Here is a 23,476-nt window from a genome sequence, read left to right on the forward strand (position 1 = left end):
ATTATTCAGAAGTGTTTAGCCATTTCTTTACCCATTCAGACTGGTGAACGAGCAAGTAAGATAGGTTTTCTTTAGCTTGATATGTATGTCCTTCATACGGAAGCATAATTAGCTGAGTCGTCTTTTTATTAGCAATTAGTGCCTGATACATTCTCATTGATTGCATTGGGTAAGTGCCCGAGTTTTGATCGCTTTCACCATGAACTAACAATAAAGGCTCATTTATTTTGTCCGCATAAATTAGAGGGGATATATTAATATATGTTTCCTTTGCTTGCCATAGATTACGTTTTTCACCCTGAAATCCAAAAGGGGTAAGAGTCCTGTTGTAAGCACCACTTCGAGCAATACCAGCTTTGAATAGATCTGTATGCGCGAGTAAGTTAGCCACAGTAAAGGCTCCATAAGAATGCCCCATAACAACTAATCTTTGAATATCAATAGAGCCAGTATCTTCTAAAGCATTGACTGCAGCTTCGGCATTTAAACGAATCTGATTAATGAAGTCATCGTTAGGCTCTCCCCCATTAAATGAAGTGATTGGCATTGAGGGAGATTCGAAAACGGCAAAACCGTCATGAAGAAATACCAAGGGACTTAGCGGATCAAACTCTCTAAATAAATTCGTGCGTACTGTATTTTGCTGGCTCAGTTTTTTGTTTTTAAATTCATCGGGGTAAATCCATAAAATAGCAGGGATTTTATCTGATTTATTCCTTTTATAATTGTTAGGTAAATGCAGCGTTCCAACCAGATTTAATCCATCGCTTCTATTGTAATTGATAGTAAGTGGCTGGTTAACAAAACTATTTTTATTTTCGCTTGATAAAAGTGAAATCTGTTTTTTGAAACCTTTACTCGTTAATGCGTAGTATTGAGGTGCGCTTGTATTATTTTGCTTTTCTATTATTAAGGTGTCATTAGCGATTCTTAGGGGCATTTCTATATTGTCAGCATTGCTTAAAAATATAGTTTCAACAACGTGATTCGATGTATTAAAAGATTGAGCTATTGGCTTTATACCTTCTTTACTTTGTCCTGAGGAAAAGAAAAATAAATAATTATCTTGTTCAACTAAAACTTCATATCCTTCAGGCGTACGGAGAGTCTGTGGATCACCAAAGTCGTTGAACTTATCACGATAATCTCTTTCATGGATTAAATAATTCACAGAAGTTTCGGCGTTGATTAAAGTAGTTCTTGCCTGTTTGCTATCATAGCGCCATTCCTGAAGTACACCTATTCCTGAAACGCCCCATAATACATCGTGAACTCTCCATTTTACTTGATGCACCAGTTTTTTATTCTCGTCAAATGGACTTACCAGTTTGTAGATGTGATCATGGTAAGTTTGAGCTAAAGACATGTCACCTCTATCACTCGCTTCGACCCAAGTCACAGTTGAGTCTTCTGATGGTAGCCATTTAACTAACCTAGCGCCAATAGGTACGCTATCTTTAGATTTAGGTAGATTAATTTTATCGTTTAAATTGGGTAAGCTGTATGTGGTAGTTGGCTCTTCTATATTAACGATATTATAAGCGCTCCCCCATTTTTTATAAGGTAAATAAGATGACAGCTCACTCGGTGGCATGGAATACAGTAAATACTTACCATCGGGAGAGACGGAAAAATCATTAAATAAGCCACTTTTAGTTAATGTAGAAACTTTACCATTGAGGTCTATCTTCACTAATTTGGTTTGATTGATAGATGTAAACTGATTCTTCATCTCGTCATTAATTAATAAGCTTTGATGGGTCCGCCCTTGCTCTTTTTGCAGCTCAGATGACAACAAATTGGGTTTTTTACGTATATATTCAGATGTCTTTATTGGCAAATTTCGCTGCTTGACGACAATACTTTGGCCATCAGGTAGCCATCGCAGATGCCTTCCGCCAAGACTTGTGGATAAATTGAGATCTGTTAGTTTGTTAGATACATTGTTACTTATATCGTATAACCATAGGTTTGTATTGGCACCCTGCTGAATTAAAAATGCGACTTTTTTAGCATCAGGAGACCAATTAAAATCGATAATCACTCCCTCTACAGTCTTAATTTCTTCTCTAGCGTTTGTTGCAAGATTAAATAAAGTTGCGCGGCTATATTGTTCAGTATCAACTCTGCTCGATAAATCAGTATAAAAATCCAGACCAGCTAATGCGACGCGCTGTTGAGATAAATATTCAATAGATGGGTATTTAATTTGGTGTAAAAATAAAACCAGCTCCCCATTTTGTGATAATGAAATGGTTTCTTGCCCTGTAGACTCTATGAGATTAGCCCACTTATTATTTATTTCAATAGCTTCAACGGATGATGAGGCAATGAACCATAACGCTATAATAAGATAAAGTTTACTCATTTCGTAATGCCTTTATTGGATCTTGTCGTAACGTTTGGTTGATCGGAAAAAAACTGGCAAGTACTGATATCGCTAATAAACCCAGCCAAATGACCGTTGTTAACCACCAATTTATAGGCAGGTCAACCCCAGGTAATGACATACAATAGCCTATAATTAAAAATGCCAACGAAAAAGCTAACACTAAGCTCATTGTTATGGGTTGCATGAGTTCTAATAAACTTTCTTTGAGCAACCTATAATTGTCAGCCCCCATAGAAAGCTTTACGCCTAAGCTATATCTGCGCACTTTAACTAAATAGCTAACAATACCGTTTATGCCGATACACACCATCAGCAGCGATGTTGATGCTAATACAATAGCCAGCCACGCTGCATTTAAGTGGCGTTGCCTTTTATCATCAAACATACTTGTTAAAGAGGCTATGTTATTAATGTCTAATCGTTGGTCTATTTTTAATACTGCTTGTTGAATATCGGCAATTGCATTATTTTCATCTGCTACAGTAATCAAATACGTAAATTGTTGCCAACCAGGGTAATCTTTAGGGGTAAAAACTTCAAAGTCTTCACTTTCAGGGCTGCCCGGTACATAGGTGTTGCTGACAATACCTATGATTGAGTAATATCTTTTATTATCAAAACTCACTTTACTGTTTAGTACTTCATTACTGTTTTTATTAAGTAAATCTGCAAGGCGCTGATTGATAATGATCGGTGGGTTTTCGAGTTGTTCATCCCCTTTGGCAAAGCCTTTACCCGTTATCGTTAAGTTAAGTTCAGTAAAGTAATTGGCAGTTACTAAGCTATTACGTGCTTGGGCAATATACTGTCCAGCTTCGTTATATATTTGATTGACATTAACCGTTTTTGGCAGCCTCATTTCGGATGACACAGCTAAGCTGCTTACATTATTAAGCGCCAGTAACCTCTGGTTAATTGCTTTGTGTAAATTAATACGTTCGCCGGATTTATCGACATTACTATAGTTTATTGTTAATGAATATTTACCTTGTGTATCCAGTCCGTTATCTCTGAGTGCTTCAGAAAGTGTTACTAAAACTACGTGGCTAGCAGTGGTTAATACTAAAAACGAAAACAAAATTTGCAAACCAACAAGTAAATGGCTGGTGGCTGAACTCATTTGCTTACCCGTTCCTTTACCGCTGCTTTGTAGGCTGCTCATTAAGTTTTGCTCTTTCACAACACTAAGTTCTATAAATGAATAAAGTGAGGCAATACTAATAACCAGAAAAGCTGAAAATAACAAAGTATTAAAGCTAAGAGAAAGCGTGTCTAAACGTTGAATGGCGTCAGCTGCTAGGTTTTGAATAACGATAAAGCCGATTTGAGTAAGTGTTAAAGCAAGTAACACTGCAATGCTAATGAGTAAAACATTATGTTTGAGTGTTTCAATAATGAGCTGTTTTTTACTTGCCCCAAATGCAAAGCTGATTGCAAGGGGTTTGATGCGCGTAATGGCTTTAGCGAGCTGCATACTAGAAAGGTTGATAAGTGCAATGAGCATTAATAAGCACACACCCAATAATAGCATTAATACAATTTTACCGCTGTCACCCCTAAGTGCAGCATTAAATGCAATAACACGCGCATTGACAGTAAAATCTTTTAAAATATTAGGCGCGTGCAACTGCGCACCTTTGAGTGATAAATCACTTAATTGCTTATTAATTTCCTGCTCTGATGTTGCAGATTTAAATCTAACAACACTCTTATATGCGCCCATAAAACCGTTTGATGTTTTAGGGTTAAAAGCTTCGTCAGCATCAATAGGAAGCCATATTGCATCATTTATATTGCTATATGAGGGTAATACGAGACCGTCAGGTACAACACCTACAACGGTAAAACGACGTTGGTTGAGTTGTATTTTTTTACCAACAATATTCGGGTCACCATTATAGTGGGTTTGCCAAGCACGGTAGCCTAAAACGACAGACATTTGCTGAGTACCGAGCGCTTCTGATTTGTTAAATAACCGACCAAGCTTGGGTTGTACGCCGAGTAAATCAAATAAATTATGTGAAGCGAGTATGACATCTATTGGGGGTCTACTGGGTTTATCTAGCAGCTTATAGTCAGTCCATTTATGATAAGTAGCGACATCTGTAAAAACGGTGTTCTCACTCTGTATGTAGCTCATTACTTTTGAGTTACTCGCAGGCCCTGAGTAACCTTTAGAGTTAATGGTGCCTTCAAGTAAATATAAGTTATCGCTTTGTTGATAAGGTAGCGGGGCGAAAAACACTAGATCAACCAAGCTAAATGAACTAAGCACCATGGACAGTGTAAGTGCCAGTGTAAAAACGGTGGTGAAATAGTATTGTTTGGCACGCTTAAAGGTATTGTAGGCAGTTTTTAACATGGCTGAGCAACCTGATCTACATTTGCAGGTGTGCTTGACACTAGCTCATCGCTTTGAGCAACTACAGTACCGTCTTTTAACTGGATATTGCGTGAAGCCATGTCGGCATAACGCGGATCATGGGTAACTAATACAATCGTGGTTCCTTGCTGATTTAGGTCTTTTATTAACGCCATGATTGCATCGCCATTTTTTGAGTCTAAGTTACCTGTGGGCTCATCGACCAGCATGATGCCAGAATCACCAGCTAGTGCGCGTGCAATCGATACGCGTTGTTGTTGACCACCAGAAATTTGATTCGGATGTAAATCAGCTTTATCAGCCAAACCTACTTTTTCTAGGCAATCTAACGCTCTTGCGTGACGTGATGATAAAGAGTCACCGCGGTATTTTAGCGGTAGCGCAACGTTTTCAAGTACGGTCATTTCATCAATTAAGTTAAACGATTGAAAAACAAAGCCAATGCGATTACCGCGTACTTTCGCACGTTGGTTTGAGTCCATATCAGAGACGAGTAAACCGTCAATGTAATATTCACCACTTTGAGGGGTGTCGAGCAGCCCCATAATGTTAAGAAGTGTTGACTTGCCGCAACCAGAAGGCCCAGAAATAGAGATAAACTCACCGTCGTATACCGTAAAGCTAATCCCTTTTAAAATTTGACTGACTTGTTCGCCATTAGAAAAAGACTTGCTTAGGTTATTAACTCTTAAAATTTCAGTATTCATATTATTCTTCCTTAACCAGCAATTTTTATTGTTGTTGTTTCAGCGGGGATATCTAATGTAGAAATAATGACTTGTTCACCAGGCTCAAGCCCTGACAACACTTGGATGAGCTGGCCAGATGCTTTGCCGTATTGCACTTCAACTTTAACGGCTTTGTTATCCATTGTGAGTTTAAATAATGAGCCATAACTGCCTTCGCTTGCACCTGTTGGTTGTTTTATATAATTCACCTCTTTTTGTACATCGGCAAAAATAGTCGCATCTACTTGTTGCATGGGTTTCATGGTGTCTGATTCAGAAACCTCGAGCTCAATATCAATTTGTACAGCACCGTCGCTGATCACAGGATCTACACGCACTACTTGGCCGCGCACCTGGTCATTCAACGTGCTAATTTGGGCTGTCATACCTATTTGAATTAAATGAGCTTGAATTTGCGGTACTTTTATTTCACCAACTAAAGGAGAAAGGCTACCGATTAGCGCCAGTTCAGAACCCGCAGTGACGCTTTGCCCTAAACTTAAAGGCAAGCGTTGAATAACACCATTCATTCCCGCTTTAACTGAAAGTTGCTCTACCATTAATTTGGCGACATCAAACTCGTCTTGCGCTTGGGCTATTAAGTCATCTTGAATTGAAAGCGACTCTTTTTGCATCTGTGCTAATTTATCAAGCTTAGATTCTTCAAGGTTAATACGCTTTGATAGCTGTTTGGCTTCGAGCTCATTTTTCTTCGCGCTGATCCCCGATACAATACCTGATTTAGCCAGTGTACGTTCTGCTTCAACTTGCAGCATGGCTATTTCAGATTGTGCTTTTAGCTCTGACACGGTTGACTCGTTATTTAACAACTCACGCTGTTGCAGTAATACGGTTTGCCGTTTTTGGGTTTTGGCATTTTTAAGCTTTGCTAACGCCAAGCGGAGCTTACTTTCTAGCTCGGGGTTATTTAAAGTGAGGATCACTGTGTCATGGTTAACCACAGCACCCGCTTTTAGTTTTATTTCGTCAACCACCGCATTACTTGTGGCTGTGAGAAGTCGTTTATTGATTGATTGCAATGAACCATAGCCATCAACCTTAATTGAAAAATCACCGCGCTCAACCTTCGCAATGGTGACAGAGTCTTTTGATATAACTTCGGCATTATCTGCAAAGCCTAATTGCCAGCCAGAGATAAGCATAACGACAGATAAACCTATCAACCCTTGATAGATTAGTTTGGATGTAAATTTCATAGTTATTCCTTTTGTTATTCTTACCATGGTATTTAATCACACAGCTTGGGCTAACGTTTGGTTCTTAATTAATTCTTCGAGATCAATTATTCTATCTGCTGCTTGTATTGTCTCTTGCCTATGAGCAACACTGACCCTAGTTATTTTTTTTGATTTTAAATATTTATTTACTTGCAATTCAGTAGCAGCATCAAGGTGGCTTGTTGCTTCGTCTAAAAATAAAATGATTGGTTGACTGTAAAGCGCTCTTGCCAAAAGCAATCTTTGTTTTTGACCACCTGACAATGAGCTACCTAAATCACCAACTTGAGTGTGTAAACCCATAGGCATGCTTTGAATCTCATGCCATATAGCAGCACCTTTAATGGCTTCTGTGATTTTATCTAGATCAGGTTTTGGCTCAAAGAAGCAGATATTTTCAATTAAGGAACCATTTAGTAATTGATCATTCTGCATTACCGTTGCACACATTGAGCGAAAGTTTCTCATGCCAAGCATTTTTATCGAGTGTCCATCTAACAAGTAATCACCTCGCTCTGCTTTGATTAATCCAGTCATTAATTTTAGGAGCGATGATTTACCCAACCCAGAGCGACCTATGATAGCCACCGATTCTCCGGCATCAATTTTAAAGTTTATTCCTTTAAATAACCAAGGAGAGGATGTTGAATATCGAAAATGCAGGTCGCGTACTTCAATGTGGCCTTTTGCTTGTTCTTTGGTTATTGTCAGTGAGGTATTTTCTTGCTCTTGGTTTTGCATCACTATATCAGACATTCTCCGTAAATAAGTTGAGGCTAACTTGAACTTAAATATATGATCTACCAGAGTTTGTGTGCTGCTCGAAAATTGTTGTCTATAAGCTAGGAAAGCAATAAACATCCCTATAGTAAATTCTTTATTGATTATTAATGTCGCGCCAATAAATATAACAATTAGATACTCTATTTTACTTACTAAATCTTGGCTAATTTCTGCAGTAATCGTGACCTTTTCACGTTTAATATTTTCATTTGTAGTATCTGCAAATAAATTGAGCCATGAAGAAAGTCGGGTACTTTCTTTTACATAGCATTTTATGGGCATAATTGCTCTGATAGTTTCTAAAAAATGACTGTTTTCTTTTGCTTGTTTAGATAAAACTTGCTCTAAATGCTTATTTTCTTTGTTGGTTAAATATAACCTAAGCAATAATGTGAATAAGAGGAATGATAAAGATACTAAAGCAAGAGCTGGTGAGTAAGTATACATAATGATTAAAGTTGTTATGCCTAGCAAGCCTTCGACAATGGCAGAAATAAAACCACGACTTATCATTCTTTGGACTTCATTAAATGCTTCAAACCTAGATTTAATATCGCCAACATGGCGAGATTCAAAAAACGAAAGGGGTAAATGTAATAGGTGTCGCTGGATGTTCGCTTTTACTTGAAAGCCCAAATTTTTGTCTAAGTATAAAATTGCAGCAGAGCGAATAATATTGCTAAAAGTTGTTAGTAAGGTGACGGCAATAAATGCGATTAGCAACCATATTAACATTCCACTATCGGAGAGTGGAATTCCATGATCTATCACAATTCTAATATAGTAGGGGGATATTAAGAGGAAGCATTGCAGAATCAAGGCGACAACGAATATCTTAAATAATGAGGATGCGAGTCCTTCAATATTGCCAATGAATGCTCTGAGCGGCATCTTCACTCGTTCATCGGCTACAGTAAATGCAGGTGTTGGAGTTAACTCGATTGCAATACCAGTAAATGCTTCAGAGACTTGTTGCCAATCTAGTTTAACTTTTCCTTTTGCGGGATCATGGATAACAATGCCAGTTCTATTTACTGAAGCAAGCGTAACAAAGTGATTAAAGTTCCAATGCAATATTGCAGGTCCCCTTAGCTTAGATAGCTGTCCAAGCTCTAATTTTAATACTCGCCCAGATAGGCCAATATCATCTGCAATTTTTAAAATGTGCTTAACTGTTATTCCTTGAGTACCAACGGGGTAACGTTGTCGCATAGCAAGCATGTTTACTTTATAACCATGATAAAAAGCAATCATAGCTATACATGTGATACCACATTCAGCTACTTCACTTTGTAAGAAAAGAGGTAGTTTTGATGGTTTAAAGTCAATGTAGTCTGTGAGACGCATTTAAATTTCACTATTTAATTAAGTTAAGGGCTTTTTCTGATTGCTGAGTGAGTAGTATTTTTATATCTGCGTTAGGTGACAGTTTTGAATAATTGTTAGTTTCTAATTTTAAATGTATTTTTTGTTCTTTATTATTTTTATTACTACCAATAACCATAGTGACTATACCTTTTAATTCATCATTGCTGACAATTAAAGTAACATGGTCATTTACATTAATACTCATATTTTTATTACTAGAAATCCAAAAAGATAACTCATTTTCTGAAGTGGTACTTAAAAGGTAACCAAGAGGTTCAAATGGTTGTATTATATTTTTTTCGATTAAAGAATGAAAAAACAAACCATCGGAAGGAGATCGAATAACCTCTTTTTCTAACTTACTATTACTATCAAACTTAGAGATAGTAAGTAGCTGTTGATTTTTTTTAACGCTCTCACCATCTATCGCAAAGTGCTTATTTATAACCACTACTTCATTATAAATAAGCGGGGTATAGTGTTCAGATGAGACCTTGGCGTCAAGACTTCTTTTTGTTGATAAAGTTAGAACATTAATAACTAAAAAGCTAAATACGAAAATTGCGATTAAAGCTGAAATAGAATTATTTATAATTTTAGGCTGTTTTATAAGCGACTTCCCTATATCACTAGACTTGTACTGATTTCTAAGGGCTTCTTTTCTGAACATATTAACAATAGACATAAGCTAGCTAACTTTTTTAATAGCAATGTCACCAACAACACTATTGTTATTCATATAGCTTAGCGGGCAACCCATTTGCCAGCTATCAAGAGTCGTAAAGCCTTTTATCCAGGTACTAAATTTTTCATTGTTCAATGTTAGTGTGCCATCAGGATTAATTTTACCAATATTGTTTCTGTCATCATCTAAAGCAACGGTACACTTATTGATATTACCATTGGCTCTAATTCCTAATGAATTAGGCTTTCCTGCGTAGCAGATGTAATGACCTAGTTCATTTATTTTTTTGCTATTACCTGAATAACGTTCTGTGAGCTCTTTTGCTAATACTTTTGCAGATTTTCTTGATATTAGGCCATTTATTTTTTCTTGATTGTCACCACCTAAGTTAGAAATTTCTTTAAAAAATAATCTGAATCGACTATCTTCCTTAAGTTCTTTATCATAACGCTCACAAAAGCTTAAAACACTTTCATGGTTTAAGTCGGTAATATGAATCCTTAGGGTTATATGAAAATCAAGATCTGTTGCAGATGCAGCTAATAAGCGTCCCCATATTTTGTCAAAGCTACCTTTCCCGTTACGAGTTAAGCGAGTTGTGTCGTGTGATTCCTTGTCACCGTCTATGGATATTTGAAAGCTATTTTGCTTTAGCTCAACAAGTCTTGTTAATGTTTTTATATCAAGGAGAAAGCCGTTAGTTGTTAAATCACCATAGACTTTACAGCCGTTTTCCTTAGCTAATGACTGACTATATTCAGCAATTTCAAAAAGTATCTCTTTTGCTAATAAAGGCTCACCGCCGAACCAACTTAAAGATAAAAACTCTAACTTAGGCATTTTGTTTTTGATTAAAACTTTAGTTGCATCAACTAACCAACGAGGCATTTTTCCTATTTTAAAATCCTCATAACAATATACACAGCGAAAGTTGCATTGCTCTGTTGGAAAAATAATGAGTTGAAACTTTTCATTACTGAGGCTGTTTACTAATTGTTGTTTAGAAAAACCTTTAATCTGATCTATTGAAGTTGTCATTTTTCCCCCTATTGTTTTGCTTGCGCAGACTACCTTTATGAAGAAGTAGTCTGCGTGATAGTTACAGCTCTTGTTGAGCAGCACAGCTGAAATTTATAGTGATACCACAGCCTGTATCACCTTCTTCGTCTTCTTCTTCTGGAGAGAAACCGCCTGCAACAGCATCTGTAAGTTCTTCACTTAGCTCTACTTCACCTAACTCATTTAGCTTGATTTCTTCACTTTCTATATTTTCAAATTTATTGCTCATTTTATGCTCCTTTAAATTGTTGTTTCCCCTTAATGGGGTGAAGTTAGTATGAGCTTAAAAAAAGAAATAGATAACTGTAATAACTACGAGGTTTATACAATAATCTCATTTAAATGGTTTGATATTTTAGGTAGCCAAACGTTCGAAGTCGGTTTTTTTTGTTTTTGATGTTAAATAAAATTTCAATTCTATTTTTTAATATTTTATAATCCGTTTTCTCATATAGTTTAAGTATTTTTTCTTTATTTTGATTAGTTGGGTGATTAGATTGCAAATTACAAAGAGTCATCCCGTAATTAAATTCATCTTTTATATTTTCATATTGATTCAGTGTTTTTTTTACTAATAGAGATTCAATAGATAGCTTTTTTCCTCGATAATACATGAAGAGAAATTTAGTTTAGACAAAGAATCTAAGGGGGTCTTTTCCATATTTGAAATTAAGTGTTTCATTACTGTTTCAGCTTTAACTGCTAGCCCCATAGATTTGAAAGCTTCATATAAACGATAGCTATATACGCCACTTTTTATACACGTACTTTTATTTATTTGACGCCAGCAAAGTTGCATTGCGTTTTCAAATCTTTCTAAGCTGATTAGGGCTACAATTTCAGCTTCTATATATAAATTTTTTTCCCTGTAATATTGCGGTATCGTTTCTTTAAGTTTAAGAACTTCATTATATTTTGATTTTAAGAGGTAATGTTTTAAAGTTTCATCGAGTGTAGCTACATACAATGTATTCCATTGCTCACCTAGTATTTCTTTGTTTACACTTATAGGCTCTAGTTTTGCTTTGCCTGTATTATCTAGAATAGCGGCTTCACCCATCAGCTTTAGGAATGCTGAGTGTTTATTTGTCAGTTTATAAAGACGTAATAAGTTGATTGTGGGATCTATTAAGTTGATAAGATTTTGATTGTTTTTATCCTGTAAAAATTTATCTGACCAATAAGTTATTACTCTGTGTAAAAACAATTCACTTTCTTGTGTTTTTCCTTGGTAGGCTAAAATAAGAGGATAGGCATTAAACAACCAATGTAGGGTTTTGTTGGAGCTTGAGTTTTGATTAAGAACATCCCTATCAAACGCAAGGCACATTTCTTCACACCAGTCTTCGAGGTTCGATAAAGAGATTAGAGCTCTTTTTTCACCCAAACGCTTCAGTTTTGGTTTATACGGCTTGCAAGTTTCAGTATTCATTAACTGATGCCTTCTTGGCTTGTCGTGGTTGTAGATTTCTCATCATTATCACTCACGTGACAATAAACTTCTTCAGGGCTTATAAATCCTCCAACAAACGCATCAAGTAACTCAAGATTGGTGATTTCTATTAATCCATCATTTGTTCTGTGGGCTGCTATGGCATGTTTTTCATTTTTTATGCTGTTCTGCATTGCTTGTACCTTATAATGTTGGGGTTAAAATTGAGCGTATAAGGTCGTTTTTTTTTTGCAATAATTAAGCGATGATATCTACGTAACCAAAATGTAACTTTCATTTAAATCAATGCATTAAACTTTATGGTAATTACTATTGCAGTACGTTATTATAATGAACGTTAAGGGACTGTTAAGGTTTGTAAGTGGCAAATGCTATGTTGATTAAATTTGGTGAGTACTGTTTGGACACTGAAGAGATGTCTCTTCAAATTAATGAGCAGTTAGTTGTACTTGAACCAAAAGTATTTGCCGTATTGATGTATTTTATTGAGCATCATGAGCGTTATATTTCAATGGATGAATTGCATGATAACTTATGGAAAGACCGCTGTGTTTCTGATGCCGCAGTAAGGCGAATTATAAGTAAACTTCGCATAATTTTGAATGATGATTATAAAGATCCTAAGTATCTTCAATCGCTCTCTAAACGTGGATATAAATTAATTTGTCCTGTATCTAAGCTTTCTCCTCTTGTTGAGATAGGAAGCAAAGAAAACTCCGAAAACAATAATGTTAGTAAAAAGAAGGTTCTTTTATACCTCATTTTTATAACCACCATGATATTTTCATTAGTCTATTTATGGAACAAAAATGGGGAGTATAAAGCTTCTATTACCACGCAAGTGATTGATTCAATTATCTCTGAAAAAAGAGTGTTGGCAGTTTCGAATGATGGTAGGTACATCGCATTTACAAGTAAATTAAGGCGTGGAAATACCTATCAAATTTATTTAAAAGATCAAAATAATCAAACAGTAAAAGTGCTGGTTGATGATACAAGGTTACCTAGGGGCTTGGCTTTTTCAAGTGATGGGAAATGGCTATATTTCTCCGATAATTTAGATAGAGTTGCCTTACTAAAGCAGATAGATCTAACACCTGGTGTACACAATATAGATACTTTAGTGTCAAACTTTTATTTTATCTCTGATGTGTTTATCGATGAAAATGAAAATAACGTAATTTATTTTTCTGGGCAAAAAAGTAAAAAAAGTGCGATGCTTATCTATAAATTCAATACTGACAATGGTTTGGTAGAAGAAATCACCTCAGTCTCCCAAAAAGGCGCGCATGATAGTCGTGCGGACATTTCTCCTGATTCAGGTAAGTTGGTTGTACTGCGAGTTTATATGGATAGTAAGCGTAATTCTATTCGAGTATTAGATTTAAAGACGGGAAGTGTTCTTTTTCAGTATGATCAAAACGAGGTTATTTATGATTTTCATTGGCTTGGTGATGAGCATATCATTTTATTAGATGATAAAAAGCTAGCTAAAATAAATGTTAAAACAGGTCACTCAAATATCATTATCGATAAAAACAAAGGCCTGATCGCATTAGAACGAGTAACTCCAAATACACTATTAGCTATCAGAGATAATGATATTATCAATACTCTAATAGAGAAAAAGCTACCGCTAAGTAATTTTAAAAATGTTGAAATGATTCAGGAGAAACAACTTGAGCAAGATAGTAGCATTATTACCTATCAGCCTTTAGGTAACAAAGTCTGGATGGTAATAAATGAGGGAGGTGTTAGCTCCTTAATTGTTTATGAAAAAAGCAATGTGACGAAAAAAGCAACACTGATTAGTACTGAAAAACCACTAGAGTTGCTTAGCCCCTCTCTGTTTGGACAATATGTATTATTAAAGCTTCAAGACCGCATAACAATTTTTAATACGTTTGATAATAGCCTGACTTACCTCTCTAAAGCTGATGAGTTGATTGGCGATGTTATTTTTTCATTAGATGAAAAATCCATTCTATATACGCGAAAAAGTAATGGTGAATGGCAAGTATTTGAGTATGTGATTGAAGAGAAAACTAAAAACCTTATCTTTAAAGGTTACCGCTTTATTCGCCAATTTGAAGGGGGATATGTATTAGGGGATAATACGGGGAGGTTATCACGCTTTGATGAGTATAAAGAAACGATGACTCCAATGTCGGTAAGTATGTCCACTGAGACAAACACGAATTGGGCTGTAATAAACGGTAAGGTATTATGGAGTAATCACAATTTGATAAATACGATCTTCTATGAAATAGACTTACATGATGTTGATGCTTCTAGCCTAAAGTCAAAAACGTTTGATTTTAGTGTGATTAGACCAGGGTTTTATGTGGACAAAGTGAATGGTTTAATTGTCGTTGAAAGTTTAGGTAGTAGAACTAGTGAAATTATTTCCATTGATATTCAGTAGGTTAAAATTTGTTTTTGTAAAGTTATAGAAAAGTTATCTCATTGTTATTGATAATATCCACTCTTTAGCTCAAATTTAATGTGAATAAAATAATTACAACATAAATTAGGGGCTACATCACGATGAATAACATTTATAAAACATCACTTATCTATACCGCTATATTTACTTTTTTAACAGTTATATATCCTGCTGACTCGTATATAGGTATTAACACTCAAATTGTTGGTAATGATTCACCAAGAGCGATCTGCATACTGGCTCCAGATGGATGCAAAAAAAATTCTAAATCGAGTTTTGCATATGATAAATATGAATGAACTACATTCCAGAATTGAGCTTATAAACTCAATACATGGCTTTAATGATTTTTTTAAAGGTATAAAAAATAATTATAGCTATGTTCAAGCAGGGTTTATTATTTTTGATCTCTCCGATTTATTTAAGTTTGATACTCATTATTTCGGTGAATTTGATGATTCTTTTTTAAATGATATTAATTCCTGTAAGGGGTTGCTTCATTATTGCTTAAATGAAACAAGAGCAATTCAGCTAAGTGAGTTAATTGGCAGCTTTGAGTCGGTATTAATAATTCCTACGGGTTTACATAAAAATAAATTTGCTTGTCTAGTGTTGGAATTGTCAAATTTAGGCGCTGAACCTCGTAAAGTGAAAATGCTAGGGGATTATTGGCGAATTTTTTTAGTTGAAATATTTGAAGCTTATCGACGTTCAACAAATCTTGAGGCTGTAAAAATTACGCGACGTGAAAAAGAATGTATTCGTTGGGCTTCTATTGGAAAGACTTCTTGGGAGATCAGCCAAATACTCAGCATTAGCCAAAGAACCGTTGATTTCCATTTAACAAATTGTATTAGAAAGACAAACAGTACAAACCGACAGCATGCCATTGTTAAATGTATTTTGAGTGGAGAATTGCTAAGTCCTCAATAGAATTTCCCTGACCAATTAAAAGCGCATTTTGCGCTTTTTTTGAACTACACCTTGCCATTTTCATAGTTTCGTTTAAAATCCCTTAACTTTCGAAACGAAACTTAAATGATTTACTTAATGACTAAACGAAACACCCAGCAACGTCGTCACCTTATTCTTACTCAAGTTAATGAGTTAGGTGAAGTAGCCGTAGATATTTTAGCTGAGCAGTTTCAAACCTCTGAAGTAACCATTCGTAAAGACTTAACAGCGCTTGAAAAAAGCGGACTATTACTGCGCCGTTATGGTGGCGCGATAGCATTGCCGCAAGAAATTGTAAGCGATGATATTGATTCAAAACGTAAAGTGGCGATTGCAAAAGCCGCAGCAGCACTAATCAAAGATCATAACCGCATAATAATTGACAGTGGTCGTACTACAGCAGCAATGATCCCCGAGCTGGGTAATAAGCGCGGTTTAGTGGTGATGACTAATGCAATTAAAGTGGCTAATCGCTTATTAGCGCTGGAAAACGAGCCAACACTTTTGATGACCGGTGGTACGTGGGACCCGCATTCTGAATCGTTTCAGGGGCAGGTTGCAGAGAGTGTTTTACGTTCTTATGATTTTGATCAGCTATTTATTGGTGCTGATGGCATTGATGTTGAGCGCGGTACTACTACCTTTAATGAACTTGTAGGTCTAAGCCAAGTTATGGCAGGCGCTGCTCGTGAAGTTATAGTGCTGGTGGAGTCTGAAAAAATCGGCCGAAAAATCCCTAATTTGGAATTACCTTGGCAGCAAGTGACTACGCTTATCACCGACAGCAACTTAGCACTCGATACTCGCCAAGCAATACAAGCGTGTGGTGTGCAGTTGATCTGCGCCGAGCTATAAATTTACAAATTCGTGTTTATTACAGGCCGACAACACCTGTAATGTTCATTTAAATATTAAACAACACATACAAACCCAAAGTTGACGCTTTGGCATGTGCAAAAGGAGAAATTATGTGTGGAATAGTTGGGGCAGTTGCAGAACGCCCAGTAAATAAAATTTTAGTAGAAGGCTTAAAGCGTCTTGAATACCGTGGTTACGACTCAGCGGGGATAGCGCTTTTAGAAGGCAACACGCTCAATACCGTTAAAGCAGTTGGTAAAGTTGCAAACCTTAAAAGTGCTCTTGAGACTGCTGGTGTAAAAGGCACAACAGGTATTGCGCATACTCGCTGGGCAACCCATGGCGGCGTGACGCAAGCAAATGCACACCCGCATATTTCAAACAGCGAAATTGCCCTAGTACACAATGGTATTATTGAAAACCACGCAAGCTTGCGTGAAGCGCTGAAAGGCGATGGTTACGAATTTTTATCAGACACTGATACCGAAGTAATGGTGCATTTAATTCATCAGTTACGTCAGCAGCACACGACTTTATTAGCGTCAGTTCAAGCAGCCGTTAAACAGTTTGAAGGTGCGTTTGGTACAGTTGTATTCGATAAAGCGAATGATAACGAAATTATCGTAGCGCGTTCAGGTAGCCCACTTGTTATTGGCTTAGGCCTTGGCGAAAACTTTATTGCCTCTGATCAACTCGCTTTATTACCAGTAACTCGCAGCTTTATATACCTTGAAGAAGGCGATGTAGCGCGTATTACTCGTGAAAGCGTAGAAATCTTTGATGTAGACGGCAATGCGGTTGAACGTGAGGTTGTTGAATCAAACATCACACAAGATGCATCAGGTAAAGGTGAATACCGTCACTACATGCTTAAAGAGATTTACGAGCAGCCTCTTGCTGTACGTAACACCCTTGAAGGACGTTTAAACGACGACCGCGTAGCCATTGATGCCTTTGGCGACAGCGCACAGCAAATTTTTAAAGATGTAAAACACGTACAAATTATTGCCTGTGGTACCTCTTACCACTCAGGTATGGTTGCTCGCTATTGGCTTGAGCAATTTGCTGGCGTAAGCTGTAATGTTGAAATTGCCTCTGAGTTCCGCTATCGCGAGTCTTTCGTGCATGAAAACAGCCTGCTTGTAACTATCTCACAATCAGGTGAAACTGCCGATACCCTAGCTGCTCTGCGTTTAGCCAAACTGCAAGGCTACATGGCTTCAATGACCATTTGTAACGTACCTGGCTCATCACTCGTTCGTGAATCTGATTTAGCCTTTATGACTAAAGCAGGTGCTGAAATTGGTGTTGCGTCTACTAAAGCATTTACCACGCAATTAGTTGGTTTGTTAATGCTTACTGCGTCTGTATCGCAAGAAAAAGGCTTAGATCAAAGTGTAATTGTGAACGCGATTAAAACCTTACCAAACAAGTTAGAAGAAGCATTATTACTTGCTGATGGTATTGCAGATTTAGCAGAAGAGTTTGCCGACAAGCACCATTCACTGTTTTTAGGTCGTGGTTCACAATACCCAATCGCAATGGAAGGCGCGCTAAAGCTTAAAGAGATTTCATATATTCACGCTGAAGCTTACGCAGCGGGTGAGCTTAAACACGGCCCACTAGCGCTTATTGACGCCGACATGCCAATTATTGTTGTAGCACCAAACAACGAGCTGCTTGAAAAGCTAAAATCAAACGTAGAAGAAGTACGTGCACGTGGCGGCATCATCTATGTATTCGCTGATAAAGACTCACACTTTGAGTCAGACGACACCATGCGTGTAATCAACGTAAACCACGTAGATGACGTAATTGCTCCTGTTGTATATACAATTCCACTACAGTTGCTGTCGTACTACGTAGCAGTAATTAAAGGCACAGACGTTGACCAACCACGTAACCTAGCAAAATCGGTTACTGTTGAGTAAAATCAATAAGTTGATAATTATCTGTTGTGGGTGAACAATAAAGTTTCACCCCATACAATAAAGTGTCATCCCAAACAATAAAGTTTAATTCTGATAAGTGATTTAAAGCCGACAATTATGTCGGCCTTAAATTATTAACTTTTTACTTTTTATTTCGCGAGAGCTTCTGCGATAAACCTATGCTTATCTCGGGTCTTCTAGATTAATCTTGTCGTCTATCACATATGGCTTAAATTCAGTATGCGTAATAATTTTTTTATCTAAATCATCTTTTGCAGTCCGCTGAGTATTCTCTCTTAAAAATGTTCGATTAGCCTGAGACTTGGATTTATTTACTAATCCTAAATGGTAATCCATCTCGTGATCTTCACTAAAATTTACATGTTCCCAATCATTCATTGTTTTTTCCTTGCTTACTTTTTAAATGCAACATTGCACAAAATATATACTGGGGACGCTAAGTCGTTATTTCAAGCAATTAATTTCTGTTTAGAAAAGGAGTGGTTTTAATAAAATTATAAATGAAGAAGCATGGAGGAAAAGTGAATTCATATTCTAAATAAGAAAAGTAATTTAGTTGCATCACACTTTCACTCTAGCTATGCTCAAATTTAAATCAGTTATAGCGGTATATTATGTCTAGGAAGATTGGTCATACTGAAGCCCAATATAGTAAATGGATTAAAGAAGGGCGCGGCTCAGGCGAGCATCAAGATTATAAACCTTGGTTAACCGTTTACGATGTACCATCCGACGGTCGTGTGCACCGTGTTTTTGGTTATAAGTCCAAGCGAACACACCATTTATTATCTGACCTCGAACTTTCTATGTTTTACTTGCTTGAATGGCGGTCAGATGTGCTGCAAGTAAAGGAACAATTTCCGCTTGATCGTGATGTTACTAAAGAGCTTGCTGAAGCGGCAGGTATTAAGCACCCGAATTTGCGCGGTTTAGAGCAATATTTATCAAGTGACTTTCTTGTTGAAACCAGCTCCCGTGATCTCCCCTATTTTGCGTTACAAGCTAAGTATATGAATTCGTTTGAAGAGCTGCGAAAAATAGAGATTCTTGAACTAGAACGCCGTTATTGGCATGAAAAAAAGATCCCTTGGCAAATAGTAACTGAGGCCGAAATCCCGCGCGTAGTGAAAATTAATATAGAATGGATTTACTCAATGCAGGGGGCGCATAAAGAAACACCCGAATCAGCTATTGAGCAAGCTCGATTTTATGCGGACTATTTCGCTAAACATCCAACCAAAACTCTTATAAACACGTGTAAGGAGATTGATTCGGCCTACGAACTAGATTTAGGAGAGTCACTCTATGAAATACGCTGCTTAATGGCAAATAGGTATTTTACCTTTGATATTTTTACGCCAGTTCAAAAACTTCAAGTTGGGCAACTTAATTTAGGTGATGTTGATCAGATTAAGGAGGTGTTGCGTGTTTCAAATCAATGAAGTATTACAATACGAGCAAACTTTGTACCGTATTTTAATGGTGTTTGATTACTACGTACTTTGGATACAAGTAAATGATGATAAGGCCTTTCCTGAGTTTGTCGAAATAGCTGAACTAGAGCAAGGGTTTCAAGATGAAGTAATCAAACGTACGAATGACCCATATCGTGATATTTTCACAGTTATTCCTGAACCAGGTTCTACCGCTCAGATAAAGCGTGATGAAAACTATGCAGCAATTAAACCCTTAATAGAGCTTGAAGACTGCTATGAATCAAAAGCTCGTGGCAGAGTAGTTAATCAAATAGTAGCTGATACAGGTAAAACTAAGCAATCTATTTACCGCTTTGCCCGCAGGTATTGGCAGCGCGGTCAGATCCCGAACGCATTGTTACCTGACTATAAAAACTCAGGTGCCAAGGGCCAGAAGCGCCGAGCTACAACAAAGTTAGGGCGACCGCGCAAATATATGCCTGGTACTGGCGCTTTAATTGATGATTTTACAGAGAAGTTATTTCGTACAGCTATTGAACGACACATATTAACCGACAAAGGCAAACCATTTAGATACGCGCACAACAGACTCAAAGATATTTATGAGCAGTACTTTCCTGATTTACCGGAAGAGGAATTGCCAACACTCAGGCAAATGGAGCATTTCTACAAACGTGAATATCATCAAGTAGCCAAAATTGAAGCGCAGGCTGGTGAGATAAAACGAAAAAAAGATATTCGACCGCTTACTGGTACTGCTGCAGCAGATGTTTTGGGGCCAGGTATGCGTTACGAAATTGACGCGACAATAGCTGATATTTATTTGGTATCAGATACTGAAAGAAGCAATATTGTTGGTCGTCCAATCATTTATATGGTCATTGATGTATTTAGCCGTATGGTGGCAGGCTTTTATATCGGCTTTGAAAACCCATCATATGCAGCAGCAATCCAAGCCCTATATATGGCTTCTACTGATAAAACTGAATATTGTCGTAAGTTTGGCTTTGATATAACCCCAGAAGAATGGCCATGTATTGGCTTACCTTCCGCACTTTTAGCGGATAGAGGTGAATTAATGGGGCATCAGATTGAATGCCTAGACAAAGGATTTGGGGTGCGTATTGAAAATACATCGCCATTTAGAAGTGAGGCGAAAGGTGTTGTTGAGCGTTCTTTTAACACTTTTCAAGCAGTGTTTAAGCCTTTTTCACCGGGTGTTGTCACAGGGACCAAGATCAAAAAGCAAGGCGACAGAGATTATCGCTTAGACGCTAAGCTTACGATTCAAGAGTTCACTAAAATTATTTTAGCGTCAGTACTGTACCACAACCAATATCACGTAATTAACGGCTATGATAAAGCAGCTGATATGCCAACCGATTTACCAAATAACCCTCTAGCATTATGGAATTGGGGCTTACAACATCGCACCGGTCGATTAAAAAAGCCTGAAGCAGAATATCTACGTGTGGCGCTCATGCCGCGAACACGCGCAACGATATCAGAATCGGGAGCTTGCATTTTTGGCCTGTATTACACCAGTTCTGAGCTCTTAAAGCTTGGCTGGATGCACCGAAGTAAGGAAGTTAAGCGACCTGAAAAAGTTGATGTAGCATATGATTTAGCAACAGCAGATTACATATACATATACCCTGACTCTAAAAGCAACAGCTACTTTGCCTGCCAATTATCAACACGCTCAAGGCAGTTTTCTGGAGCTAGTTTCTGGGATGTATGGCAACAAAATGATGAACTAAAGCAAACTCAGGCAGATGCAAAGCTAATTGCCGATGAACGCAAGCGCGTTTTGGAGCGGCAAGTAATAGGTGTTGTTAAACAAGCAGAAAAAATAGCACCAAAACAAATTGGTTTTTCAAATGCTGAACGAATACGCAATATCCGTGATAATCGAGCTGATGAAAAGGCCAAAGAACGCAAAACACGAGCTTATAAGCCAGTTGAGATTGATACCAGTAAATCAGCTCAAGTGTATTACCTCTCAGAGCCGGATGAGGATTTGGATTTTCCTGACTTTTCGGATCAGTTGTTTAAGGAGGATGACGACGCATGAGTTTACCACATAACATCTTCAGAGCCGTTTATCAGGAATCTGACATTGAGCGTTACAAAAGTAACCCGTTTATTGAGGCACTACCAAAAGTTAGCAAAATCAATGAGCTTAAAATTAAGCTAGAAGGTAAGGTTAAATACGACCCAGCAGCAGGTTATCTAGATGCAAGGCAACGAGCACATGAGCTATGTGGCTTACTTGATGACTTTTTTCAGCCGCTATCTATACATGTGGCACTCGAGGAAAAAATAGCTCTAATGATCCGTGGTGGCTATGTTGCCAGAAACATCGCGACTGGTCAGCTGCAACAACATTTGCAAAATGGCTACGAACGAATGATGACAGGAGATATCAATAGTTTTCGTTTCGCTGAAGCTCCGTCAACTGCGCGTTGTTTATCGCTAATCGGTTGCTCTGGGTGCGGTAAAAGTTCCAGTGTATTACGGATATTAGCCACCTACCCACAAACGATTTATCACGAGCAATATAATACTTACCAGCTAACCTATTTGCGTATTGAGTGCCCAGTTGATGGGTCTCTAAAGAGCTTATGCTTAAACTTCTTCCAAGAGGTAGATAAGTACCTTCATACTGACCTTACTGAAAGGTACGGTCGCAAACGTCATAGTACAGAGGTACTGTTATCATTTATGGGGCAGGTAGCCAACCAATATGCTATTGGCGTTTTAGTGATTGATGAAATTCAACGCTTAGGACGTAAGCAACAAGAAGGGCAAGAGCGGATGCTAGAGTTCTTTGTAGCACTAGTGAATATTATTGGTGTGCCGGTGATTTTAGTTGGTACCCCTAAAGCTAGGCCGATATTCGAGCTAGAGTTGCAATCGGCAAGGCGCAGTACTGGAATTGGATCTATGGTTTGGGAGCCTTTACCACAGTACAAAAATAGAATTGATAAGGAAACGGGGAAGCCAAAGCCTACAGAGTGGAGATTATTGACTGATAAGCTTTGGCAGTACCAGTGGCTTATTCACCGCGATGAACCGCTCACCGAAGAGATCCGAAATACGTGGTTTGAATTATCCCAAGGTGTGTTGGACATTGTAGTTAAGTTATTTGTACTCGCACAATTACGCGCCATTATTACAGGCGTTGAACGGTTATCTTCAAAACTATTTGTGAAAGTGTATGAATCAGAATTACAGCCTATTCATCCGATGATTGAGGCGCTTAAATCTGGTAAAGCAGGTAGTATTGCAAAATACTCAGACTTACAATTTAGAGAAATAGATAAACGATTGTTAGAGCTCAGTAAGCAGATCTCTGAAGTTGAAGCTACTAAGTTAGACTCACTACCTTTCGCCAGTGATTCAGAGGCTATGAGGCTTTACAATCTCCTGCTCGGGATGGGGTGCGACTCGGAGTTATTGGTACCATTAGTTAAAAAAGCAGTTAAAGACCACCCAAACTTACAGATAAGAGGGCTTATTCCACTCGTACTTGAGTGGTATGAGCAAACGCCAGACGAAATTGAACAGTCCAAAGAAAAACCAAAGCTAATCAAACTTAAAGATTGGCATACACTATCAAGCAACGATTTACGGTTTGGTTACTCTCAACACAAAAAGCAGTCAACTGAGCTTTATCAGCGCTACAAGCAACAAGGAAATATTTTTGATATAACCGCTTGGCTTAAGCAAAGCGTGTAG

The 23,476-nt window shown here is 37.5% G+C and carries 18 protein-coding genes; 7 read left to right on the plus strand and 11 right to left on the minus strand.

All coding sequences use genetic code 11. The features are described from left to right. Window position 1: 1 nt before the first annotated feature. The 10 genes from HHO47_RS15760 to HHO47_RS15805 form a co-directional block, all read right to left on the minus strand. Entirely contained in the window at window positions 2-2,368 is a 2,367-nt protein-coding gene (locus HHO47_RS15760; RefSeq protein WP_169021164.1) for an alpha/beta hydrolase family protein, read from the minus strand. After that, window positions 2,361-4,754: an ABC transporter permease gene (locus HHO47_RS15765; RefSeq protein WP_169021165.1), complete on the minus strand. Its 2,394-nt coding sequence runs from the start codon at window positions 4,752-4,754 to the stop codon at window positions 2,361-2,363. Before HHO47_RS15765 ends, HHO47_RS15760 begins: the two co-directional genes overlap by 8 nt. After that, window positions 4,748-5,482 carry an ABC transporter ATP-binding protein gene (locus HHO47_RS15770; RefSeq protein WP_169021166.1) on the minus strand — a complete coding sequence of 245 codons (735 nt, stop codon included), beginning with the start codon at window positions 5,480-5,482 and terminating at the stop codon, window positions 4,748-4,750. The genes HHO47_RS15765 and HHO47_RS15770 overlap by 7 nt, the downstream gene beginning before the upstream one ends. A gap of 11 nt (window positions 5,483-5,493) precedes the next feature. Next, a complete protein-coding gene (locus HHO47_RS15775) occupies window positions 5,494-6,720 on the minus strand; it encodes an efflux RND transporter periplasmic adaptor subunit (protein WP_169021167.1) in 1,227 nt (408 codons plus the stop codon). A 36-nt stretch (window positions 6,721-6,756) separates the two neighbouring features. Continuing rightward, a complete protein-coding gene (locus tag HHO47_RS15780) occupies window positions 6,757-8,871 on the minus strand; it encodes a peptidase domain-containing ABC transporter (protein ID WP_149982300.1) in 2,115 nt (704 codons plus the stop codon). 10 nt (window positions 8,872-8,881) lie between these two features. After that, window positions 8,882-9,577, minus strand: coding sequence for a hypothetical protein (locus HHO47_RS15785; RefSeq protein WP_169021168.1), 696 nt, complete (start codon window positions 9,575-9,577; stop codon window positions 8,882-8,884). Between the two features lie 3 nt (window positions 9,578-9,580). Then, window positions 9,581-10,615 carry a radical SAM protein gene (locus HHO47_RS15790; protein ID WP_169021169.1) on the minus strand — a complete coding sequence of 345 codons (1,035 nt, stop codon included), beginning with the start codon at window positions 10,613-10,615 and terminating at the stop codon, window positions 9,581-9,583. Window positions 10,616-10,676: 61 nt separating this feature from the next. Continuing rightward, a complete protein-coding gene (locus tag HHO47_RS15795; protein WP_169021170.1) occupies window positions 10,677-10,865 on the minus strand; it encodes a hypothetical protein in 189 nt (62 codons plus the stop codon). A gap of 342 nt (window positions 10,866-11,207) precedes the next feature. Beyond that, the gene (locus tag HHO47_RS15800) at window positions 11,208-12,068 is read right to left on the minus strand and encodes a hypothetical protein (protein WP_169021171.1); all 861 of its coding nucleotides are present in this window, start codon (window positions 12,066-12,068) and stop codon (window positions 11,208-11,210) included. Continuing rightward, entirely contained in the window at window positions 12,068-12,262 is a 195-nt protein-coding gene (locus HHO47_RS15805) for a hypothetical protein (protein ID WP_169021172.1), read from the minus strand. Before HHO47_RS15805 ends, HHO47_RS15800 begins: the two co-directional genes overlap by 1 nt. A gap of 188 nt (window positions 12,263-12,450) precedes the next feature. Between HHO47_RS15805 and HHO47_RS15810 the strand changes: the two genes are divergently transcribed. The 4 genes from HHO47_RS15810 (at window position 12,451) to glmS (ending at window position 18,278) form a co-directional block, all read left to right on the plus strand. Next, window positions 12,451-14,514, plus strand: a complete 2,064-nt coding sequence (locus HHO47_RS15810; protein WP_169021173.1) for a winged helix-turn-helix domain-containing protein — start codon at window positions 12,451-12,453, stop codon at window positions 14,512-14,514. Between the two features lie 312 nt (window positions 14,515-14,826). After that, complete coding sequence (locus HHO47_RS15815) at window positions 14,827-15,468, plus strand: helix-turn-helix domain-containing protein (protein WP_248291025.1); 642 nt, start codon at window positions 14,827-14,829, stop codon at window positions 15,466-15,468. A gap of 117 nt (window positions 15,469-15,585) precedes the next feature. Then, a complete protein-coding gene (locus HHO47_RS15820; protein WP_145240141.1) occupies window positions 15,586-16,344 on the plus strand; it encodes a DeoR/GlpR family DNA-binding transcription regulator in 759 nt (252 codons plus the stop codon). 113 nt (window positions 16,345-16,457) lie between these two features. Continuing rightward, a complete protein-coding gene (gene glmS / locus HHO47_RS15825) occupies window positions 16,458-18,278 on the plus strand; it encodes a glutamine--fructose-6-phosphate transaminase (isomerizing) (RefSeq protein WP_169021175.1) in 1,821 nt (606 codons plus the stop codon). A 183-nt stretch (window positions 18,279-18,461) separates the two neighbouring features. On the opposite strand, the gene HHO47_RS15830 is transcribed toward glmS, so the two are convergent. Beyond that, on the minus strand, window positions 18,462-18,677 hold the full coding sequence (locus tag HHO47_RS15830; RefSeq protein ID WP_169021176.1) for a hypothetical protein: 216 nt from the start codon (window positions 18,675-18,677) through the stop codon (window positions 18,462-18,464). Between the two features lie 236 nt (window positions 18,678-18,913). On the opposite strand from HHO47_RS15830, the gene HHO47_RS15835 reads away from it, so the two are divergent. Genes HHO47_RS15835 through HHO47_RS15845 form a run of 3 tightly spaced genes read left to right on the plus strand, consistent with a single transcriptional unit; the run spans window position 18,914 to window position 23,476 of the window. Next, window positions 18,914-19,741 carry a TnsA endonuclease C-terminal domain-containing protein gene (locus HHO47_RS15835; protein WP_169021177.1) on the plus strand — a complete coding sequence of 276 codons (828 nt, stop codon included), beginning with the start codon at window positions 18,914-18,916 and terminating at the stop codon, window positions 19,739-19,741. Next, window positions 19,725-21,809, plus strand: coding sequence for a Mu transposase C-terminal domain-containing protein (locus HHO47_RS15840; RefSeq protein ID WP_169021178.1), 2,085 nt, complete (start codon window positions 19,725-19,727; stop codon window positions 21,807-21,809). Before HHO47_RS15835 ends, HHO47_RS15840 begins: the two co-directional genes overlap by 17 nt. Beyond that, window positions 21,806-23,476: an AAA family ATPase gene (locus HHO47_RS15845; RefSeq protein ID WP_169021179.1), complete on the plus strand. Its 1,671-nt coding sequence runs from the start codon at window positions 21,806-21,808 to the stop codon at window positions 23,474-23,476. The genes HHO47_RS15840 and HHO47_RS15845 overlap by 4 nt, the downstream gene beginning before the upstream one ends.

Origin of the sequence: Pseudoalteromonas arctica, assembly GCF_012927645.1 — a bacterium.
Classification (GTDB): domain Bacteria; phylum Pseudomonadota; class Gammaproteobacteria; order Enterobacterales; family Alteromonadaceae; genus Pseudoalteromonas; species Pseudoalteromonas arctica_A.

Bases quoted from the DNA above. Each gene is read 5' to 3' on its own strand.
- HHO47_RS15770 (WP_169021166.1), bottom strand. From the start codon at position 5,482: ATGAATACTGAAATTTTAAGAGTTAATAACCTAAGCAAGTCTTTTTCT.
- HHO47_RS15805 (WP_169021172.1), bottom strand. From the start codon at position 12,262: ATGCAGAACAGCATAAAAAATGAAAAACATGCCATAGCAGCCCACAGA.
- HHO47_RS15835 (WP_169021177.1), top strand. From the start codon at position 18,914: ATGTCTAGGAAGATTGGTCATACTGAAGCCCAATATAGTAAATGGATT.
- HHO47_RS15760 (WP_169021164.1), bottom strand. From the start codon at position 2,368: ATGAGTAAACTTTATCTTATTATAGCGTTATGGTTCATTGCCTCATCA.
- HHO47_RS15820 (WP_145240141.1), top strand. From the start codon at position 15,586: ATGACTAAACGAAACACCCAGCAACGTCGTCACCTTATTCTTACTCAA.
- HHO47_RS15815 (WP_248291025.1), top strand. From the start codon at position 14,827: ATGAATGAACTACATTCCAGAATTGAGCTTATAAACTCAATACATGGC.
- HHO47_RS15780 (WP_149982300.1), bottom strand. From the start codon at position 8,871: ATGCGTCTCACAGACTACATTGACTTTAAACCATCAAAACTACCTCTT.
- glmS (WP_169021175.1), top strand. From the start codon at position 16,458: ATGTGTGGAATAGTTGGGGCAGTTGCAGAACGCCCAGTAAATAAAATT.
- HHO47_RS15790 (WP_169021169.1), bottom strand. From the start codon at position 10,615: ATGACAACTTCAATAGATCAGATTAAAGGTTTTTCTAAACAACAATTA.
- HHO47_RS15795 (WP_169021170.1), bottom strand. From the start codon at position 10,865: ATGAGCAATAAATTTGAAAATATAGAAAGTGAAGAAATCAAGCTAAAT.
- HHO47_RS15785 (WP_169021168.1), bottom strand. From the start codon at position 9,577: ATGTCTATTGTTAATATGTTCAGAAAAGAAGCCCTTAGAAATCAGTAC.
- HHO47_RS15845 (WP_169021179.1), top strand. From the start codon at position 21,806: ATGAGTTTACCACATAACATCTTCAGAGCCGTTTATCAGGAATCTGAC.
- HHO47_RS15830 (WP_169021176.1), bottom strand. From the start codon at position 18,677: ATGAATGATTGGGAACATGTAAATTTTAGTGAAGATCACGAGATGGAT.
- HHO47_RS15765 (WP_169021165.1), bottom strand. From the start codon at position 4,754: ATGTTAAAAACTGCCTACAATACCTTTAAGCGTGCCAAACAATACTAT.
- HHO47_RS15775 (WP_169021167.1), bottom strand. From the start codon at position 6,720: ATGAAATTTACATCCAAACTAATCTATCAAGGGTTGATAGGTTTATCT.
- HHO47_RS15800 (WP_169021171.1), bottom strand. From the start codon at position 12,068: ATGAATACTGAAACTTGCAAGCCGTATAAACCAAAACTGAAGCGTTTG.